This is a genomic window from Cyclobacteriaceae bacterium, assembly GCA_013141055.1.
In the GTDB taxonomy this organism is placed as follows: Bacteria; Bacteroidota; Bacteroidia; order Cytophagales; family Cyclobacteriaceae; genus ELB16-189.
Window position 1 is genome coordinate 3,084,937 of record JABFRS010000001.1, and the last position, 17,869, is coordinate 3,102,805.

General features: G+C 43.7%; 14 protein-coding genes. 7 read left to right on the plus strand and 7 right to left on the minus strand.

All coding sequences use genetic code 11. From position 1 onward, the window contains the following. Positions 1 to 32: 32 nt before the first annotated feature. Genes HOP08_13735 through HOP08_13755 form a run of 5 tightly spaced genes read right to left on the minus strand, consistent with a single transcriptional unit; the run spans position 33 to position 5,974 of the window. Positions 33 to 995, minus strand: a complete 963-nt coding sequence (locus HOP08_13735; GenBank protein ID NOT75982.1) for an NAD-dependent epimerase/dehydratase family protein — start codon at positions 993 to 995, stop codon at positions 33 to 35. A gap of 5 nt (positions 996 to 1,000) precedes the next feature. Beyond that, complete coding sequence (locus HOP08_13740) at positions 1,001 to 1,666, minus strand: capsular biosynthesis protein (protein NOT75983.1); 666 nt, start codon at positions 1,664 to 1,666, stop codon at positions 1,001 to 1,003. Positions 1,667 to 1,715: 49 nt separating this feature from the next. Beyond that, positions 1,716 to 4,040: a polysaccharide biosynthesis tyrosine autokinase gene (locus HOP08_13745; protein ID NOT75984.1), complete on the minus strand. Its 2,325-nt coding sequence runs from the start codon at positions 4,038 to 4,040 to the stop codon at positions 1,716 to 1,718. 1 nt (position 4,041) lies between these two features. After that, positions 4,042 to 4,812, minus strand: a complete 771-nt coding sequence (locus tag HOP08_13750) for a polysaccharide export protein EpsE (protein ID NOT75985.1) — start codon at positions 4,810 to 4,812, stop codon at positions 4,042 to 4,044. Positions 4,813 to 4,861: 49 nt separating this feature from the next. After that, complete coding sequence (locus HOP08_13755) at positions 4,862 to 5,974, minus strand: glycosyltransferase family 4 protein (protein NOT75986.1); 1,113 nt, start codon at positions 5,972 to 5,974, stop codon at positions 4,862 to 4,864. A 124-nt stretch (positions 5,975 to 6,098) separates the two neighbouring features. Between HOP08_13755 and hflX the strand changes: the two genes are divergently transcribed. From hflX to HOP08_13770, 3 genes are all read left to right on the plus strand, one after another. Continuing rightward, positions 6,099 to 7,289 (plus strand): GTPase HflX, encoded by a 1,191-nt coding sequence (gene hflX / locus HOP08_13760; GenBank protein NOT75987.1) that lies wholly within the window; start codon positions 6,099 to 6,101, stop codon positions 7,287 to 7,289. Positions 7,290 to 7,411: 122 nt separating this feature from the next. Continuing rightward, positions 7,412 to 7,924, plus strand: a complete 513-nt coding sequence (locus HOP08_13765) for a hypothetical protein (GenBank protein NOT75988.1) — start codon at positions 7,412 to 7,414, stop codon at positions 7,922 to 7,924. A 33-nt stretch (positions 7,925 to 7,957) separates the two neighbouring features. Then, on the plus strand, positions 7,958 to 8,572 hold the full coding sequence (locus tag HOP08_13770) for a DUF1080 domain-containing protein (GenBank protein NOT75989.1): 615 nt from the start codon (positions 7,958 to 7,960) through the stop codon (positions 8,570 to 8,572). An 8-nt stretch (positions 8,573 to 8,580) separates the two neighbouring features. Here the strand turns inward: HOP08_13770 and HOP08_13775 are convergent, their stop codons facing one another. Next, positions 8,581 to 9,324, minus strand: coding sequence for a hypothetical protein (locus tag HOP08_13775; protein NOT75990.1), 744 nt, complete (start codon positions 9,322 to 9,324; stop codon positions 8,581 to 8,583). Between the two features lie 322 nt (positions 9,325 to 9,646). Here HOP08_13775 and HOP08_13780 point away from each other — a divergent pair, with 322 nt between their 5' ends. Both HOP08_13780 and HOP08_13785 read left to right on the plus strand, forming a co-directional pair. Beyond that, positions 9,647 to 12,703 (plus strand): hypothetical protein, encoded by a 3,057-nt coding sequence (locus HOP08_13780; GenBank protein NOT75991.1) that lies wholly within the window; start codon positions 9,647 to 9,649, stop codon positions 12,701 to 12,703. Continuing rightward, positions 12,703 to 13,332: a response regulator transcription factor gene (locus HOP08_13785; protein ID NOT75992.1), complete on the plus strand. Its 630-nt coding sequence runs from the start codon at positions 12,703 to 12,705 to the stop codon at positions 13,330 to 13,332. Before HOP08_13780 ends, HOP08_13785 begins: the two co-directional genes overlap by 1 nt. A gap of 234 nt (positions 13,333 to 13,566) precedes the next feature. Here the strand turns inward: HOP08_13785 and HOP08_13790 are convergent, their stop codons facing one another. Then, complete coding sequence (locus HOP08_13790) at positions 13,567 to 14,319, minus strand: hypothetical protein (protein ID NOT75993.1); 753 nt, start codon at positions 14,317 to 14,319, stop codon at positions 13,567 to 13,569. 226 nt (positions 14,320 to 14,545) lie between these two features. Here HOP08_13790 and HOP08_13795 point away from each other — a divergent pair, with 226 nt between their 5' ends. Further along, on the plus strand, positions 14,546 to 15,268 hold the full coding sequence (locus tag HOP08_13795) for a hypothetical protein (GenBank protein NOT75994.1): 723 nt from the start codon (positions 14,546 to 14,548) through the stop codon (positions 15,266 to 15,268). A gap of 44 nt (positions 15,269 to 15,312) precedes the next feature. Further along, positions 15,313 to 17,229 (plus strand): hypothetical protein, encoded by a 1,917-nt coding sequence (locus HOP08_13800; protein NOT75995.1) that lies wholly within the window; start codon positions 15,313 to 15,315, stop codon positions 17,227 to 17,229. Positions 17,230 to 17,869 lie beyond the last annotated feature (640 nt).

The window sequence follows — 17,869 nt, forward strand, 5'->3', positions numbered from 1 at the left end:
GGTAATAATAGTCGAACTGCAACTTGCATTTTTTATTTCTTAGGCTTAACATTTCGCAAATAGGCCTCACAGCACCATGCAAGCGTTTGTTCCAGGCTCTTGTACCGGATTCCCAGCAAATCGACAGATTTTTGATTTTTGTATTGAAAGGATTGAACCGCCATCAGAGCTGATTGACGGGTAACAACTGGCTCTTTATTGAGCATAAAAGCCCTGATTTCTTCTGCCAGACCGGCCCAGTGCGTCAGGCCTGCAGACACTTCAATGGAGGGTGGCTTTTTGCCAAAGCGTTTGGCTACTTCCGTGAAAAAATCCTTGAAGGGAATTGACCCGGCAGACAGAATAAACTTCTCAAGATGCTGCGGTTTTTTATAGAGCTGAAACACTGCTTCCGCCACATCACGTGCGTCAACATAATTCAATGATCCATTCGTGTAAAATGATTTCTCATTCCACACATAGTCAAACAACGTAGCACTGCTTCTTGATATCTGATCTGCCGCCAGGATCACTGAAGGATTCACCATGCTTATGGTAAGACCTTCTTCAGCGCCGCGATAAACTTCAAGCTCTGCACGGTACTTTGATTCAGCGTAGTCGGTAGAAAGAATATTATTCCACTTGCTGTCTTCTGTGATGGGCTCACGTGTTGATCGTCCAAGCGCCGCAACGGAACTGATCTGGATAAAATTCTTTATTCCAAGCTGAAGACATGCATCAATTGCATTTCGTGTACCCTGAACATTTGTATCAAAGACCTTTCTTTCACGACGGGGATTGAACGAAACATATGCTGCAGAATGTATAACCGTATCCGCTCCTTCAAAAGCTTCGCGCAATGAAACCTGATCAAGAACGTCTGCCTGTTTTTTTATGACTCCTTCCGGCAACTGGTGATCGCCACGATACAGCGCAACGGTCTCAACTCCTTCTGAAAGAAGTTTTGAAAGGATATGACCTCCCAACAGTCCGGTTGCACCTGTAACTACTACCATATTTCTTAAAGTGTATAATTCAACAAAGGAAGATCCAGAGCCTTCCTGTAGAATTTAGCTTGCTGAACTTTTTTAAGGATCAGCGCATGATCCATATTATGACAATCACTTCCCAACAGATCGATCAAACCTTTTTGAATCATCTTCTCTGCCATCTTCTGGATCTGGGGACCATAGAAACCAATCAGCGAAAGCATATTGATCTGCAACAGCACTCCACGATTTCTCATATCCTCTGCTTTTTCAAGCGACATGTATTCATAGCGTTCAGGATGTGCCAGCACGGGCTTGTATCCCTGTGATGTTGCTGAGAATATGAACTCTTTCAATTGGTATGGCTCACTCATCACATTCGTTTCGAAAAGAAAATGACGATCGCCAAATGTCAATATCCTTTTCTTGTCCATCATTATCTTAATGAAGTTCTCATCCAGATAATATTCTGCTGCACAATGAAAGGGAATTGTATAACCAGATTCCTTTAGCACCACCTTGAAATTCTCGAATGCTGTTGTTACAGATTCGGCGGTGTTGCCGTAATAATCTGTCATGATGTGAGGAGTGGTGATGATCTTCTGATATCCCAGTTCCATCAGCGCATCAATCACGGCAAATGCTTCCCGTGGTGACTTTACTCCGTCATCGATCCCCGGAATCAAATGCGAATGCATATCGGTGATCAGGGGACGTAAAGCGGGCTTGCTAAAAAAGGAAAACACGCTAGTTAAAGATTTGTTTCAGCCAGTGCTTCTTGCTTTTGTCTTCCTGGTAGTATCCGTAGCCGTATGTCTTTCCGGTATTTGGTAAAGCATTCAGCACAACGGCTACATTCGAAAGCTTATTGATGGAGATCAATCGCTCCAGGTTAGAGAGGAATTCTTTCTTTGAATAATTAGCACGTACTACATAGATCGAAAGATCGGCGCGCTTCATGGCCATGATCCCATCCGTAACCAGTCCGACAGGAGGTGTATCAATTACGATATAATCATAGATGCCTCTCAATTCTGTCAACAGATCTTCAAACTCTCCATTGAGCAATAGCTCAGAAGGATTGGGAGGATGAGGGCCTGCAGGAATAAAGTCAAGACCTTCCAGTGAGGTTTTGGTAATGCTCTCCGCCAATGTGTTCCTATGAATCAATATCGTGCTTACGCCCTTTGATGGATCTTTGATATCAGCGTGACTGTTTTCTTTTGCCTTGCGCATGTCAAGATCCAGAAGGATTACTTTCTTTTTTGACATCGCCAGTATTCCTCCAAGGTTCATCGCAAGGAATGACTTGCCTTCACCGGATACACTCGATGAGATAACGATAACTTTCTTCTTGTCACTCGAGGTGAAGAAGTCAAGATTGGTTCGCAATGTTCGAATGGCCTCACTGACAATAGAACGTGGATTGTCAACAATGTAGAATGGACTTGCTGCCTTGTTCTTCATTTCAGGAATCACACCCAGCACCGGAACTCCTGTCGATCTTTCAATTTCTGTCAGTCCGGTAATTTTATTATTGGAGAGATAGATGATTCCAATGAAGAAGAAATTAAGGATCAGCCCACCCACGAAACCAATCCCAAGAATTATGTAACGATTAGGGGCAACAGGTTTTGTCGGAAGAACCGCAGAAGAAAGAATCTTGAAATCCGGTGTACTTCCTGCCTGTGCAATTTCAAATTCAGCCTTCGCCTGCATCATGCTCAGATAGAATTCTTCATACAACTTATAAAAGCGCTGATTCTTTGAAAATTGAGTGTTTTTGTCCGGCATGGTGGCAAAATCCTTTTCAAGCTTTGCCTTCTTCTGATTCAGCTCCACCATAGAACCCATCCAGTTCTTTCTCACTTCTGTAAGCTGACCGAACAGTGCACTCTTTATAGTGTTGACTTCCTTTTCCTTTTGCTGAAAGGCATAGGTATTGTCTTTATAGGAGAGGGTAAGCTTATTCTGATCCTGCGTGATCTTCTGGAATTCTTCAATCCTCTCGTTAATGAACGTTGGCAGATATGGCTTCGGCATAATGAATGCCGTCGTTTTTCCGGAAGACAGATCATCCATCAGGGTGCTGATGTCTGTGATCTTTCTGTTAAGCTCGAATCTTTGTGAGTCAAGCTGGTTGATAACAAAGATTGTCTTGCGAAGATCTGAATCCAGGTTGCTGCTTTTATTCTTCAGCGTGAAGTTCTCGAAATAGTTTTCGAAGTTTTCCATCTTCGTTTCAACCTGGCCAAGTTCATTGTTCAACCACTCGATCTTTTGCTTGTTGGAGCTGTTCTTTTGTTCATTACTGTAATGCAGATACACTGAATCAATCTTGTTGACGATTGTGTAAACCTTTCTTACGCTGAAATCTCTCAAAGAGATCCGGATCGTGTTAGCGTCAAAGTTTAATGGCTCGATCTTCAGGTTGTCGGTCAGGAACTCGACAAGCTTCTCGCGACTGTTGATGATAAAGAAGAAGTGATTCTTAAAGTCCGGTTGAGCGTTCGGTGCCAGCTGAATTAAGAAGCTTGCTCCTTCGAGTACAAGGGGTTCACCCAATGTTGCTTCTCTCTCTTCACCTTCTTCACCGATCTTTATCTGATACTTATTGCCTTCAATAAAATCGAAATAGATTGGCTTATCCAGGATCCTCTTGTCAGTCAATGTATAGTTGACACGAAAGGGAGATGCACGATACATTTCGAATTCCAGAACATTTCCGGCGCTGTAATAGCTCACCCAGAGATCCAGTGAATCCAGCACGCGACTGAAGAACAGCTTTGATTTCATCTGCTCGATCTCACCCGCAATGATATTCCTGTTTTGATCTTCAACGATCTGAGCGATCCCTAAAGCTGTAGCATCCTGTTTTATTTCAAGACGTAATTCAGAGCTTGATTCATAAACATCCTTGGTCCAGCGGATGGTGAGATAAGCACCAAGATTGGTAACAATGAAGATGATAATGATCGCCCACAGATTTTTACGCGCAACCATCTTGAGCTTCTCGAGGTCAATCCCTTCAAGAGCATCATTACGTTGAGGACGGAGGCGATTATTATTCACGTTAGTTCAGGCTTCGGATAACGATGATCAGTGAAAGTGCACTTACAAACAGACTGATGAGACCTGTATAATCTCTCAAGCCTTCAGCGAAGGGTCTTCTTACCGGTTCAATGTAAATGATGTCTCCCGGCTCGATGATCATATTGCCGGATTGAAATCCCTCGATGGTGGTAAGATCTACTATGAAGACTTTTTCTCCACGAACAATTCTGATGCTGCCCGCCTTTGAATCATTGGGCAGACCTTTCGCCAATGCAATCACTTCTGCCAGTGTTATGTTTTGATTTACCAGCGGTATTACCTGGCCGCCTACCGCGCCAAGAACAATCACTCTTTTGTTTTGAAAGGTTACTACTACGTAGCAATCATGAAAGAACTTGTCGTACTCCTGCTGCAGAATCAATTCCGCCTGGCGAAGAGTAAGTCCTTCCATTTTAAGATCTCCTATCACCGGAAATTTCACAACACCATCAAGCTCCACAAGATAATTTACCTGGGGACGTAGTTGATTGGTTGTATTGGCAGTGGGTCTTGTAAGTTCTGGATTGGGATCAATAACGCGCTCACCTTTGTTGGTGTAGACATCCACCTTCAGCATGTCATTTTTCTGAATGACATAATTGCGTTCTGCCTGCAGTATTTCCTTGGTGATCGGAGGTGATTTGAAGTCATCCGGAGCATGCAGCAGTACATTCTGCTTATAGGTCCCGCAGCCCCAAACGAAGAGGCACAGGAATGCGATATACCTGAATTGAAGAGTAGAAAATTTCACGCGTAATGAGTAATCCAGGGTAAAACTACCGATTTCCGGTAAACAAAACTTATGAGGCTTTCTGGAGGGCGGATAATGTTTCGAGGTATTTATCGATGACCAGCGACTCGTCAAACTCCTGCTCCATTTTCTTTCTTCCGTTTTCGCCGAATTGGCGAAGGGAATTGTCATCCATACCTGCCATGCGATCCATTTTACTGGCAAGATCATCGGAATCTTTCATCCGGCAGAGGAAGCCATTATAATTATCGGTGACTACCTGATGGCATCCCGGTACATCCGTCGCGATGATAGGCTTTGCACAGCTCGCAGCCTCCAGCAAAGTATGCGGTGTTCCCTCACGATAGGATGGAAGCACTACACAGTCGGCAGCATTTATGAAGGGACGGACATCATGTGTGGTGCCCAGATATTCAATCGTATTATCCTTGATCCAGGAGTCAATCAACTGCAATGGAATTCCTCTTTGATGCTTTGGATCCTTGGCTCCCAATATCTGAAAGTGAGCATCCATGCCCTGAGCGCGGAGCTTTCTTACTGCTTCAACATATTCGAGAATTCCCTTATCAGTGATCAGACGTGAGATCAGCAGGAATGTAAACTTGCTGTTTCTTTTGAATTCGGAAGGGACAAAATGCTTGAGATCAATTCCTGAACCGGGGAGAAGATCGGTCGACTTTTCAGCGATCAGCTTCCTTGAAACGAACAGGTCCCGGTCATCGGGATTCTGGAAAAAAACCTTCTTTGGATAGCGGAAAGTCCATTTATAAAGGAAAAGCGCTATGGCAGAAAGCATGTTCTTCTTAAGAAAAACAGTTCCCAGCCCGCACACATTATTAACAGTCGGAATTCCCAGGAATGCCGCTGCCAGTGAACCATAAACATTAGGCTTTATGGTATAGTGCAATATCATGTCCGGTTTGATGGTTCTGTAAATAGACCACAACTCTATAATAAGAGCGGTGTCTTTGATCGGGTTTACACCGCGACTGTCCATCCGCACGGCATGGTGCTTGCAACCAGCTTCTGTAAGAAAGTGTGTGTAGCTGTCTATTGGAGCAATTGTATGAACCTCATATCCCTTCGCGAGCATGGCTCTGACGAAGTTCATCCGGAAGTTATAGATGTTCCAGGAAGTATTGAGGACGATTGCAACCTTCATTAGCCAAATAGACCGTTATAACGTCGAAAATGGACGTTTTTCAGTTTTAAATTCTTCAAAACTAAATAAAAGTAACCGACCTAAAAACTACACCTGATAAACCCCGTATTTTTGAATTTGAATTATGGAGAGCCAGACACCTAATAAATTAACCTGCGTCCTTGTTGCCGTTGCGTCGAACCGTGAATTACAGGATCTCATTGATGAGCACCTGGACGAACTTGCATTTTTAGCCGAAACAGCGGGTATTTCAACCTTGAAGAGATATATCCAGCATCTTCCCAGCCCGGACTCAAGAACTTTCGTCGGGAAGGGAAAGCTGGAGGAGATACTGTCTTTCGTTGCCAACAATAAGGTGAAGAATGTCATCTTCGACGATGACCTTTCACCCAGTCAGCTGCGAAATCTTGAAAAAGAGTTTAATAGTGAAGTGACAGAAGTGGAAGACAGGGTGCGTATTTATGATCGCAGCTTGCTCATCCTCGACATCTTTGTCATGAGAGCACAGACAGCGCAGGCCCGTGTGCAGGTAGAGCTGGCAATGAATCAATATCTGTTGCCGCGATTGACCAGAATGTGGACTCACCTTGAACGTCAGCGTGGAGGTACCGGCACCAGAGGTGGATCCGGTGAACGTGAAATTGAAACGGATAGAAGAAATATCCGCTACCGTATTTCTCTGTTGAAAGAAGAGTTGCTGAAGATTGAAAAGCAGAAAGTTACGCAGCGCAAATCCAGAACGAATATTGTCCGTGTCGCATTGGTAGGATATACCAACGTCGGCAAGTCTACTTTGATGAATGTATTATCGAAGTCGGATGTGAAGGCGGAGAATAAATTATTTGCGACGGTGGATGCAACGGTAAGGAAGGTAGTGATCGGCGATATTCCTTTTTTACTTTCCGATACGGTTGGATTTATCCGCAAGCTGCCTCACCATTTGATTGAGTCGTTTAAGTCTACGCTTGATGAAGTGCGGGAAGCGGACCTGCTGTTGCATGTTGTGGATATGGCACATCCTTTTCACGATAATCAGATTGAAGTAGTTACCAAGACGCTGGGAGAGATCGGTGCCGGGAATATTCCTGTGGTGCTGGTGCTGAATAAAATTGATCTGTTGAAAGATGATGATGCCAATCTTGATTTTGAATTGGTGAGGAAGCGATATAAAGAACAGGGCATTGGTCCGGTGGTATTTGTTTCTGCAAGCTCAAAGCAGAACCTGGATGAGTTGAGAAAAGTAATGTATGAGGAGATACGTAAAAAGCACATGACGTATTATCCGAATTATGTTGCCATGCCGGTGTATGAATAATTGATTGCAGTTGCAATAATTACATTCGTTTGCGGTGAGAGTTGCATCGTGAATCATAGATCATGAGAATCTGAATCATCAGATTCTCATCTATCTTTAGGCACCTAACCTGATTAATCAACATGATACAACCTCAACCTCCCGTCATCTTCGGGCTCACGGGCCTTGGAGCTTTTCACACTGTCATAAGTCTTATTGCACTTTTCGTGGGTGCCATTGCATTGATCCGCGATAAAGAAATTACCTGGAGTAATGCTTTAGGGAAGGTGTATGTGATCTCAACCATAATTGTTTGCATTACCGGATTTGGAATTTTTCAACATGGTGGATTTGGCAAGCCTCATATACTGGGCATCGTTACGCTGATCGTGTTTGTATTTATTTACCTCGCAGCGAAGGGCAAACTTGGAAAGAACTCACCGTACATCGAAACGGTCCTTTATTCACTCACTTTCTTTTTTCATTGGATTCCGACGGTAACAGAGGGTTTTACCCGTCTGCCATTGGACGCACCACTTGCTTCAGGTCCGGAAGATCCTACTATCCAGAAAATTGTGGGAGTCATTTTTATTCTCTTTGTGACAGGCGCCATTATGCAGGTGAGGAAGATGAAGAGAAAGCTTTCTCCGGTTTGATTTTGTATTTTCGTAGTCTATAAAAACACATCTATGAAAAGGATCAGTATTGCATTCATCTCGTTCGTTGCCATCGTTGTTTTTTCAGCATGGAGTCAAAAGAATGAATGGGTATCATTGTTTGACGGAAAATCATTTGACGGATGGAAGCTGTCGGAGCATCCTGAAACGTTCAAAATAGAAAACGGATTGATTGCAGTTCACGGCGAACGTGCTCACATGTTTTATGATGGCGCTTTCATGAATCACGACTTCAGAAATTTTGAATTCAAGGCTACCATTAAAACTACCCCGGGATCCAATTCAGGAATCTTTATTCTCTCAGAATTTCAGCCGGAAGGATGGCCATCGAAAGGCTTTGAGATTCAGGTGAATAACTCACATACCGACTGGCGCAAGACGGGCAGTGTTTACGCGGTGCAGGATGTGAAAGAAGTTTTTGTGAAAGACGATGAGTGGTTCACCATGCACATCAAGGTGGTTGGCAAGACTATTACCGTCTCTGTGAATGATAAGGTAATTAATACATATACTGAAGGAGATACAGATAAGTCGAAGTTCCGCCGCGGTACGATTGCGTTGCAGGGACATGATCCCAAGAGTATTGTTTATTACAAAGATGTAATGATTAAGGCGTTGCCGGATTAGTAAATTTATTACTCATCCTCCACGAACGCGGTTTCCATAACCTCTAATACTGCGAAGGCACAGCCGGCGGGATTCTTGCAGATACCGTCTTTCAGTGGTTTGCACTTCACAGCGATGAGGATGTTGGTAGTGTTTAATGGAATGTCAAACTCCGCGGAGTCTTTGTGAGTATCGTAACGATATTGTTGTTGTACACCACGCTTCTTCGGAACCTCTTTTCTTGATACCGGAAAAATGCTGGTATGCGTGTGAGTGACAGTAGTCATTTCCTTATCGAGGCATACGATCACCAGCGTTTGTTCATAATGGGAAGCTTTGAATTTGTTTGCCGTGTCGGCAGACGCAGAGCTTGTTTCAACCGTCAGTTTGGAATTCTTTAAAGACGGTGTGAGTGAGGCATGATAATAACGTGAGAAGTTCTGGTTAGCCCTGAACTGGAAATCTTTTAAGAACCGCAGATCGAGTTCGGGGTCTGCGTTTAAATCTCTTTTTAATATTCCCACCAGACGGCTCCACATGGTTCCATCTTTTATCTCCTCTTTGTAAGGTTTGAATGCGTCGTTGATGACCTTCGCAATTCCGGTTGCCCTCGCATTTAGGACTGAGAACTTCCTGGCGAAAGGACTTGTAGTTTGTGGAGTGTGGGTGAATCGGGGAGCCCGCTCATGCTTGCCGTATGCCTTACTGTTTACAATTACAGGATCACCGGGTTGGCGGAGGTGCTTTATTTTATCTTCCTTTTTTGTGGCCATCACGCAGATTTTTTACGTAATTGAAGAAGTATCTCAAAATACTGGAAAAGCCTGAATCTGTCAAGTATTCGGCACCTTTCCCGTTCGAAAATCTCTACCCTTATGGAGACATTATGGAGACCTTATCGAGACCTTATGGAGACCTTAACGAGACTTTTCCCGGATAATCCTCTGATCACCTCCCTATCTCCCTCTTATGTCTCTCGGATGTTCCGGCATGTCTGCCCGGAGTCATGACCTCGTAGTATGCTTGTCGGTCCGGATGATGTTCGGATGCTTTCCCTTCGCTCTTTAATATTATCTTGAAGCCTTAACCTGATCCTTGGCCTCAAAGTTTACCTCTGCACTCTATTATACAGTGTCCCTGGCACTTATATCTATCTGCGCTATTTCTCCCACGCTTGCACAAAACAGTCCGGTCGAGTTCAAACGCTGGACGGTTGACGAAGGATTGCCGCAAAATTCAATAGGGAAAATTATTCAAACAAGGGACGGGTACATCTGGTTGCCAACACAGGGCGGGTTAGCCCGGTTTGATGGAGTCCAATTCGAAAACTTTGACGTCAACCGTGAACCCGAACTAGGGAGCAATCGCACCTCTGTTCTTTGCGAAACGAAGGATGGTCGCCTTCTTCTTGGCAATATTGGTGGAGGATTGGTTGTTTATGAAAATCACAGGTTCAAAAACATTTCTGATCAATTGGGTATCACCAATCAAACAGTGAACCTGATCACAACGGACAGCCAAAACAGAGTCTGGGTCCTCACGGAAAAATCCGGCATCGTGGTGCTGGATGGTAAGACGTTGCTCCCGCTTGATGAGTATAAACCTTTACAAAAGGTTATCGCTCAAAACATCTATGAAACTCCTTCAGGCGAGATGATCCTGGAACATGGCCCAAACACCCGTGTCTGGAAAGATGGAAAACTCGACGATCTCTCACAACACTTTTATGCAACGCTTCATAATAGTTATAAACCTGAACCCGATATTCTGTTCACGTCTACATACACAAGCGACAACAACACGCTTTGGATCGCCAGTCCCACAATATTGTATAAAATACAGGATCATCGTCTGGTTAAAGAATACCCGATCGATGAAGAGTATAGAAAAGGAAAATACGTTCTGGGAATATTCAGCATTAAGACCAATCAATTGCTGTTTACCTTCAACAACAGTGATCGTCTTGTTACGTTCGAAATGACTACAGAAGAATTTGCCAATGTTGATCTCGATCTTCAATGTCCCGGAACAAGAATAAAGCACGTCTTCAAAGACAGGGAACAGAATATCTGGTACACTACCTCAACCTGCGGACTGATACGCGAGAATAGATTCCGTCCGAAATATGTCGATGCAGATCCTGCGATCCTCAATCACAACATTTATCCCGTGATGAAGGACAGCAAGGGAAGATTTATTATCGGAACACATCAAACGGGGATGGTTGTAATTGAAAACGGTAAGTCCGTTGATGTTCCTATTAAGCATGCGCTTCCGTCTTCCAGTTATCCGTATTCCATTGTTGAATTTGATAAAGATGAATTCTACATGACGTGTAATGGCGATACCAATGTCACTCAATTCAAACGGGGTAAAGTAACGAGCATGGATATCCCGGGTTACAAGAGCATTAGTTTAAGGCCGTTGTACAAAACCCGATCCAATGAATTGCTGCTTGGCACTGGCACCGGAATCTTCTTCCTTCATGAGAATGAATTTGTAAGACATCCATTGAATGATCTGACCAATGGAATACTCATCACTTCATTCTTTGAAGACTCAAAAAGTAATTTATGGCTGCTCTCCGATAAGAATCTGTTTGCCTACAACCAGGAAACAAAAGAGTTCAAAAAGTTCAGCTCACCCCAAAACTTCAAGACCCAATACTTACGGGGAGTCTGTGAAGACAAGGAGGGGAGGATCTATTTTGGTTCTTACGGATATGGTTTGCTGATGTTTGATGGTTCACGTTTTTATGAACTCACCATGAACAACGGCCTGCTGGAAAACGTCATCTCAAACATTACAGATGATGGCAATGGCAATCTTTGGTTAACGGGCAATAACGGTTTGACGAAACTTAGAAAACAAAACTTAAATGCATTTCTCGAAAAGAAAGAACCCCGCCTAACACCGACACTCTTTGACCGCTCAGATGGCTTGCGGAGTGCCGAGTTCAACGGAGGGATCCAGCAATCAAAGTGTGAGATAGGAGATAACGTCTATTTGTTTCCAACCATGGATGGATGTGTCCGGATAGATTTCAATGCTATTCCGGATAATCTTCTTCCTCCGCCGGTCATCATAGAGTCGATTCAGACAGAAGATTCAACCTATCTGGCACTGGCAAACAACTCCATTCCTTATAGTGCAGGCAGAACACAGTTCACTTTTACTGCGTTGAGTTTCTCATCCCCGAAGGATGTCAAATTCAAATACAAGCTTGAGGGTTATGATGAAGGCTGGAAAGATGCGGGCACAGAACGTAAAACGAGCTATACAAAGATATCTCCCGGTGATTATACATTTCGTGTGATCGCCTGTAACAATGATGGTGTCTGGAATGATACCGGGGCATCCATCGCAGTAGCAATTGTTCCACCATATTATATGACGTGGTGGTTCCGGACCCTCAGTGTTCTGATCGTTGCCTTTGGGCTGTCGGTTGTTGTGCTTCTTATTGACAGAGGTTTGAAAAGAAAAGAGAATGAGAAGCTGAAGTCACAGCAAAAGCAGGAGATGAAGTCGATCGTCGCTACGGAAGAGCGTGAGCGCAAACGTATTGCCGCTGATCTCCACGACAGTGTCGGGCAGCTATTGACAAACGTCAAGCTCAACGTGGGTACGCTGAGTGAAAGACAAAGTATTTCCAGTCAGGATAAATTACTGTTTGATAACTCAAAGAACTCTCTGCAAGAGATCACCATGGAGTTAAGGAACATTTCCTATAACCTGCACCCGCCATCGTTAGTGCAGTTCGGACTTGTCAGCGCTATTGAAGAAGAGATCAAGAATATCAAGCTCATCAGGAATATCGATGTGGAGTTTATCAATGATACATCGGATGCCCGGTTTGATGCGGAGACAGAACTGGCGTTGTACAGGATCTTTCAAGAGGTTGTTAATAATGTCATGAAACATTCCGGTGCCACGGAACTGTCGGTTCAGCTCATGCAGCATGAGTCTATGCTGCAGATTGTGGTGGAGGACAATGGAAAGGGTTTTATGATGGAGGAAGGTCTCGCGAAGAAAAGCAGCAACGGTTTGAAAAACCTCCACTCGCGTGTATTGATGCTGGATGGAAAAATTTCTTTTGATTCAATGCCTGGCAGAGGAACCACGGTGATAATAGAATTACCTTTGAAAGGATAATGGAACGTATTCGCCTCCTCATTGCTGACGATCACAAAGTATTGCTGGAAGGATTGCACCGGATGCTGAGCGATGTTTCAGACATTGACATCGTAGATCTGGCACATGACGGCGATGAGGTACTCTCAAAAATAAAAACACATCCTGCAGACATCGTCATGATGGACATACAGATGCCCAACAAAGATGGGTTTCAAACAACCATTGAGTTGAGTCGTGATTTCCCTGATGTGAAAATTCTGATCCTGACCATGCACAGCGAGAAGGTCTATATCGAGAAGATGTATCAGCTGGGTGTGATGGGATATATCTTAAAGAGCAGCGGCAAGGATGAGATCCTGGATGCGATCCGCAAGATTGCTTCGGGACAGAAATTCTTTTCCGACAGCGTTACGCTTGCGATGCTGGAGAACAAAAAGACACATGTGCATGGCTCCGATTCACCGTTGACAAAACGGGAGATGGAAATACTGGATCTGATTGCTGACGGTGACAGCAATCCCGCCATTGCGACAAAACTTTTTCTGAGTGTGGATACGATCAAGACGCATAGGAAAAACCTGATGAAGAAGTTGAAGATCAATAATACGGCGGGGTTGGTGAAGTATGCGATGGCCCTGAAGCATTAGGGCTACGCGGTGCACAGCTTACATAGCCCACGGTTTTAACCGTGGGAATGATGATCGGATATTCCCACCAACCATTTTAATGGTTTGCAGACAATTGCATGAGAAAAACCATTGAAATGGTTATATGCATTGACATCAAATTGCAACCCACGGTTAAAATCGTAGGCTCACTCTGCCTTACGTTGATGTTATCACCAACCATCTAATATGAACCTAACCATGTATCCTTAATGCCTACATGACAAATTCATTATACGCATTTGTATAATTGTTCAATGATGGTCTGAAAAATCCTTTTTTGGGATTGTTGATATCGAGAATAACCATCACCATTATAGAGGTCATAATGACGAATACAATGGGTGCCAGGTAATGATCGTTTTCATTAAATCCATTGGAAAATCCCACCAGCACGCCGACCAGCAATGAGCAGATGGTGATCATTGCTATTAAGATCCACGGCATTCGTTCAATGGCCCCGTATTCAATCCTGTAATGCAATGCAGTGGCATTGTTAACGCCGACCATTATGGCTTTAATATCACTCTTTAGCTGCGGATCTTTGTCATGCATGGACAATAGTGAGAGCCAAAGATTTTTATACAACCTGTTGGATGATACTATAAGGGTATCTTCTTCAAAAGCATTTGATCTGTCTTCAAAGACTTTCTCTTCTAATATCTGGAGGACGAAGGACTGAACGGTATCACGCACCGGAACTGAAACAAAGCTTGCGTCACGATAGAGAGTGGAGAGTGCATCGACGTGCTCATGGATCAGGTTGAGCCGGTCTTTGCTTGCATTACCAGACAACAGCAGTGTGAACGACAGTATAAGACCGAACAGGGAAATGATGGATGTCTCAACGCCACTCGCCTTCCAGTTTCTTTTTTGAAGGAAATATTTATTTCGTGCAATCCTGTAGCCAATGTAGACAGCAGTACTCAGAGCCGTGACATAGCATATGGCAAATAACGTAAGGTTCATTTATTTATTGATTCATTGAATCCCTGAATATTCAAGCAAATCCAAATTCAATCGTTGGTATTGGTATGGATTGGCTCATCACTATTTCCATCTCAAATTTAAGAAAAAGATATTCTGGCGTACTATATTTGAAGCATGGCAAGTTTTAAGTGACATCGAAATCGTGATATTCCGGACATCCGTTTCGGCCGGGTTGAATAATATAGAATAATTAAATACACAAAACGTGAAAACAATCAGAGCTCTTTTCATCTCCTTGTTGATGTTGGTATTCGTAACTGATTTATTTGCTCAGGACGAATCTTCATTTGGTGGTTTTCTTGCATCACCCGTTGGAGATTTCAAATCCACGAATCGCAGCAGCGGAGGATTTGCAAAACCTGGTGGAGGAATTGTGTTTGATTCGAAATATACCAGCGGACTTCTTCCTGCCAACTGGCATTTCTATTTTCATTCAACGTACCAATGGAATGACATGGATACAGAGGCATTGGGAAAAGCTTTTACCGAGGCGCTTGGCTACAGAACAGAAGTTTCCGACAGTAAATTTTCACCTATTCTCACGACGGTAGGACCCGCGTATGACTTCCGGCTCTCGAAGAACATTGTTTTTGAATTAAAGGCCGGTATCGGAATCATGTTCAATAATACAAAGGCCTTTACAGTGAAAGTGTACGACGAAAATAACAGCGTCATTGTCGATCAGCTAATCAACTTTGATAATAAACTGGCGTTTGCTTACAATGGAGGAGCTGAGATCAAATTCGAGATTGTCAAGAATCAATTCGCGATAACTTTATTTTCCGACTATACTTTTGCGAAACAAACAACAAAGATCAGTTCATCTGTTGGGTCGACCACCAGTCTGGTGGACTCTTTTCAAAAACTGGAATATTTAAATACAGGAATAAAATTCGTCCTTGTTAATAAAACCGTTGCTCCCAAATAGAGGATGCACCTAAGATCTATATCCCTTCCGTATCCTGAATAAAAATGAGGTGGAAAATTTTTTTATCACTTTTTCTAACGCTTATCATCCAGGAAGCACATGGGTGGATTTATTCTGAACACCGACGAGCATTTATTCATGCAATTCAGCGATTGAACGAACAGCGAAAGGCCGGCCTTGACAACCTTTGGCATGAAGCAACCGACCTGTATAAAGAGCGATTGTCCCGAAATGTAATAGAGCCAGATCAAAATTCAGTAATAACGAAACTCGATTATGCATCATGGGCAGCTATTGCCGGTGATCATAGCTGTTCGCCCGCAGATCTTCTCACGACAGTGCTTCATAATGACTGGATATTATCAGTAGCAAAGATTGCTGCGGAAACGGAAGATGATATAAAACAGTCGCGCTCTTCGGCTAATCACAATAACATTATACATAAATCAGATATCCGGCTTCAGCGGGCTGATCGGGAATATGCATCGCGAGCGGGGTCCAACAATGCACATTTTCTGATAGCACGTTATAATGAACGGATCACCAGTGCTGAATATCTTGCTGCCAGTCTTCGTGATAGTACCGAAATAAATGCGCTCTCTATTTATTGGTGGTTTCACTCCAGTGCACTTTATAAGGCTCAACGGTATCGTTCCGAACATCTGAGCAAAGAACAAAACGCTCAGCTCATCCTTGGGGCACTCGCCGACGAAGCGTTTGCAATACACTTTCTCGAAGATATTTTCTCATCCGGTCATTTTGCCGGCACCTGGGGAGAGACAGCGATAAGGAAGGGAACACACGATTATTATTGCGAGCATGGATTGGAATCTATGACATGGGACGGACATCGAAAGGTATTCATGGGTGATGGATACATGCGTGACGAAGATATTGCTTTAGTGTCCCGGGCCGTGACGTCAAGTCTCGAGCAGTTTCTCGATGTAATTCTATCAAACGCTACCGTTGAATATTCCAATGACATTCTTTGTCACAACAACGGTCCGGATTCTACCAACATTTGCAATGCGTCACTGGCATCGCACCGACCTGTGAAAAATGGGGTAAAATCATCTTCACAGATGTTCGGATCTATCGAAGAAATTTTCAGGACCACGCCGGTTCCCGGACTGGCGACGGGACTCGGAGAACTTCCAAGGTTCCGTGCGGAGATAGGACCATTTATCGGCGTTGCTGCTGCTGGCAACATTTCAAGAATTTCGAGTGGTTTCGGAGCCATTCAGAATGACAAAGGCTTTGTCGGAGGATTGGATTTTAACATTACAGCCGGGTTGGGATTAGATGGAGTATTGAATGAAGCAGGTGACGGACTTTTCTTTGTTCAATTAGGAATGCGTCAGGATGCTTCTTCCACCAGTCTATATAGTCCGCTGGATGTAAAAATTCCGCCCGGCTCTTTGACATCTGCAATTCCGGGACGAGGTGCAATAAATATCCGATTGCGAATGCCGTTTTGGTTAATTCCAGGTGATCTGTTATTGGCGGCGCCAGTATTATTGATTGTTTCACCCCGTTCGTTGGAAAGGATGGGAGTGACGGCAGTAAATGGAGGACTCATTCCCTGGCAGCTTGGCGTACGTACTCCTGTCGGTCGATTCCAATTCATAGCAGGAAGAGAAGTAGGGATCTCATTTTATGGACAAGGTTGGATTGATCCGGATGCTCTGCTGATACCAACGGAAGATTTTACCTCCGTTTATATTGTAAGCTATACCTCCACCAAATTTGATTTTCCATTATTGGAATACCGTCCAATACGAACCTTTACACGCACCCAGAGTACAAGCGTTCTTGTTCAGCTTTCAACTGGTTTTGATGTGCCTTCAAACGTAAAGTCCCTTGATCCATCCAATCTGGCAATACCTTCCATGCAAACTGTTCATTACGTTTCACTTCGCTTGATCTTCGAATGGAGAAAGTACATTCGGAGTAAATTGTAGAAAGGATTTGCCTTAGGTTGGTGTTATCAACAACCTAATAAACCAAGAAAACTTAGACGGGAACAATGGCCACCATATTGCACTAGGCTATATGGTGTGCCCTGTAGCCGAAGTGCTGCAGGGCCACGGATGATCAGCTACGCTGATGGGTACAGCTTACATAGCCCACGGTTTTAACCGTGGGAATGATGATCGGATATTCCCACCAACCATTTTAATGGTTTGCAGACAATTGCATGAGAAAAACCATTGAAATGGTTATATGCGTTGACATCAAATTGCAACCCACGGTTAAAACCATGGGCTGTTTCACTCTGCCTTACGGTGATGTTGTCACCAACCTTTTAGACTACAAGTTATTACTGGAACCACATAGCATGATAGTTATGTGGCCTGCCCTGTAGCCGAAGTGCTGCAGGGCCACGGATATCCTAAGCCGCGAGCGTAACCACAGCGTTCACTTTGGATAGTGAGCAACATTTAAGGCCTGAAGGGCCGAGATTTATTAGCGGCATGCGAAGCGTGCCGAATAAGAAATGAGGAGATAAGCTTAAGCCCTGAAGGGGCGAGATTATGGTTCGATAATTCGCCATCAAACAATTCATCATTATAAGCGCCATTTCCGATTTCGTATAACATG

Excerpts from the sequence above, each read along its gene's own strand:
- HOP08_13735 (NOT75982.1), bottom strand. The coding sequence starts at position 995 with ATGGTAGTAGTTACAGGTGCAACCGGACTGTTGGGAGGTCATATCCTT.
- HOP08_13740 (NOT75983.1), bottom strand. The coding sequence starts at position 1,666 with ATGCATTCGCATTTGATTCCGGGGATCGATGACGGAGTAAAGTCACCA.
- HOP08_13755 (NOT75986.1), bottom strand. The coding sequence starts at position 5,974 with ATGAAGGTTGCAATCGTCCTCAATACTTCCTGGAACATCTATAACTTC.
- hflX (NOT75987.1), top strand. The coding sequence starts at position 6,099 with ATGGAGAGCCAGACACCTAATAAATTAACCTGCGTCCTTGTTGCCGTT.
- HOP08_13765 (NOT75988.1), top strand. The coding sequence starts at position 7,412 with ATGATACAACCTCAACCTCCCGTCATCTTCGGGCTCACGGGCCTTGGA.
- HOP08_13770 (NOT75989.1), top strand. The coding sequence starts at position 7,958 with ATGAAAAGGATCAGTATTGCATTCATCTCGTTCGTTGCCATCGTTGTT.
- HOP08_13775 (NOT75990.1), bottom strand. The coding sequence starts at position 9,324 with ATGGCCACAAAAAAGGAAGATAAAATAAAGCACCTCCGCCAACCCGGT.
- HOP08_13785 (NOT75992.1), top strand. The coding sequence starts at position 12,703 with ATGGAACGTATTCGCCTCCTCATTGCTGACGATCACAAAGTATTGCTG.
- HOP08_13790 (NOT75993.1), bottom strand. The coding sequence starts at position 14,319 with ATGAACCTTACGTTATTTGCCATATGCTATGTCACGGCTCTGAGTACT.
- HOP08_13800 (NOT75995.1), top strand. The coding sequence starts at position 15,313 with ATGAGGTGGAAAATTTTTTTATCACTTTTTCTAACGCTTATCATCCAG.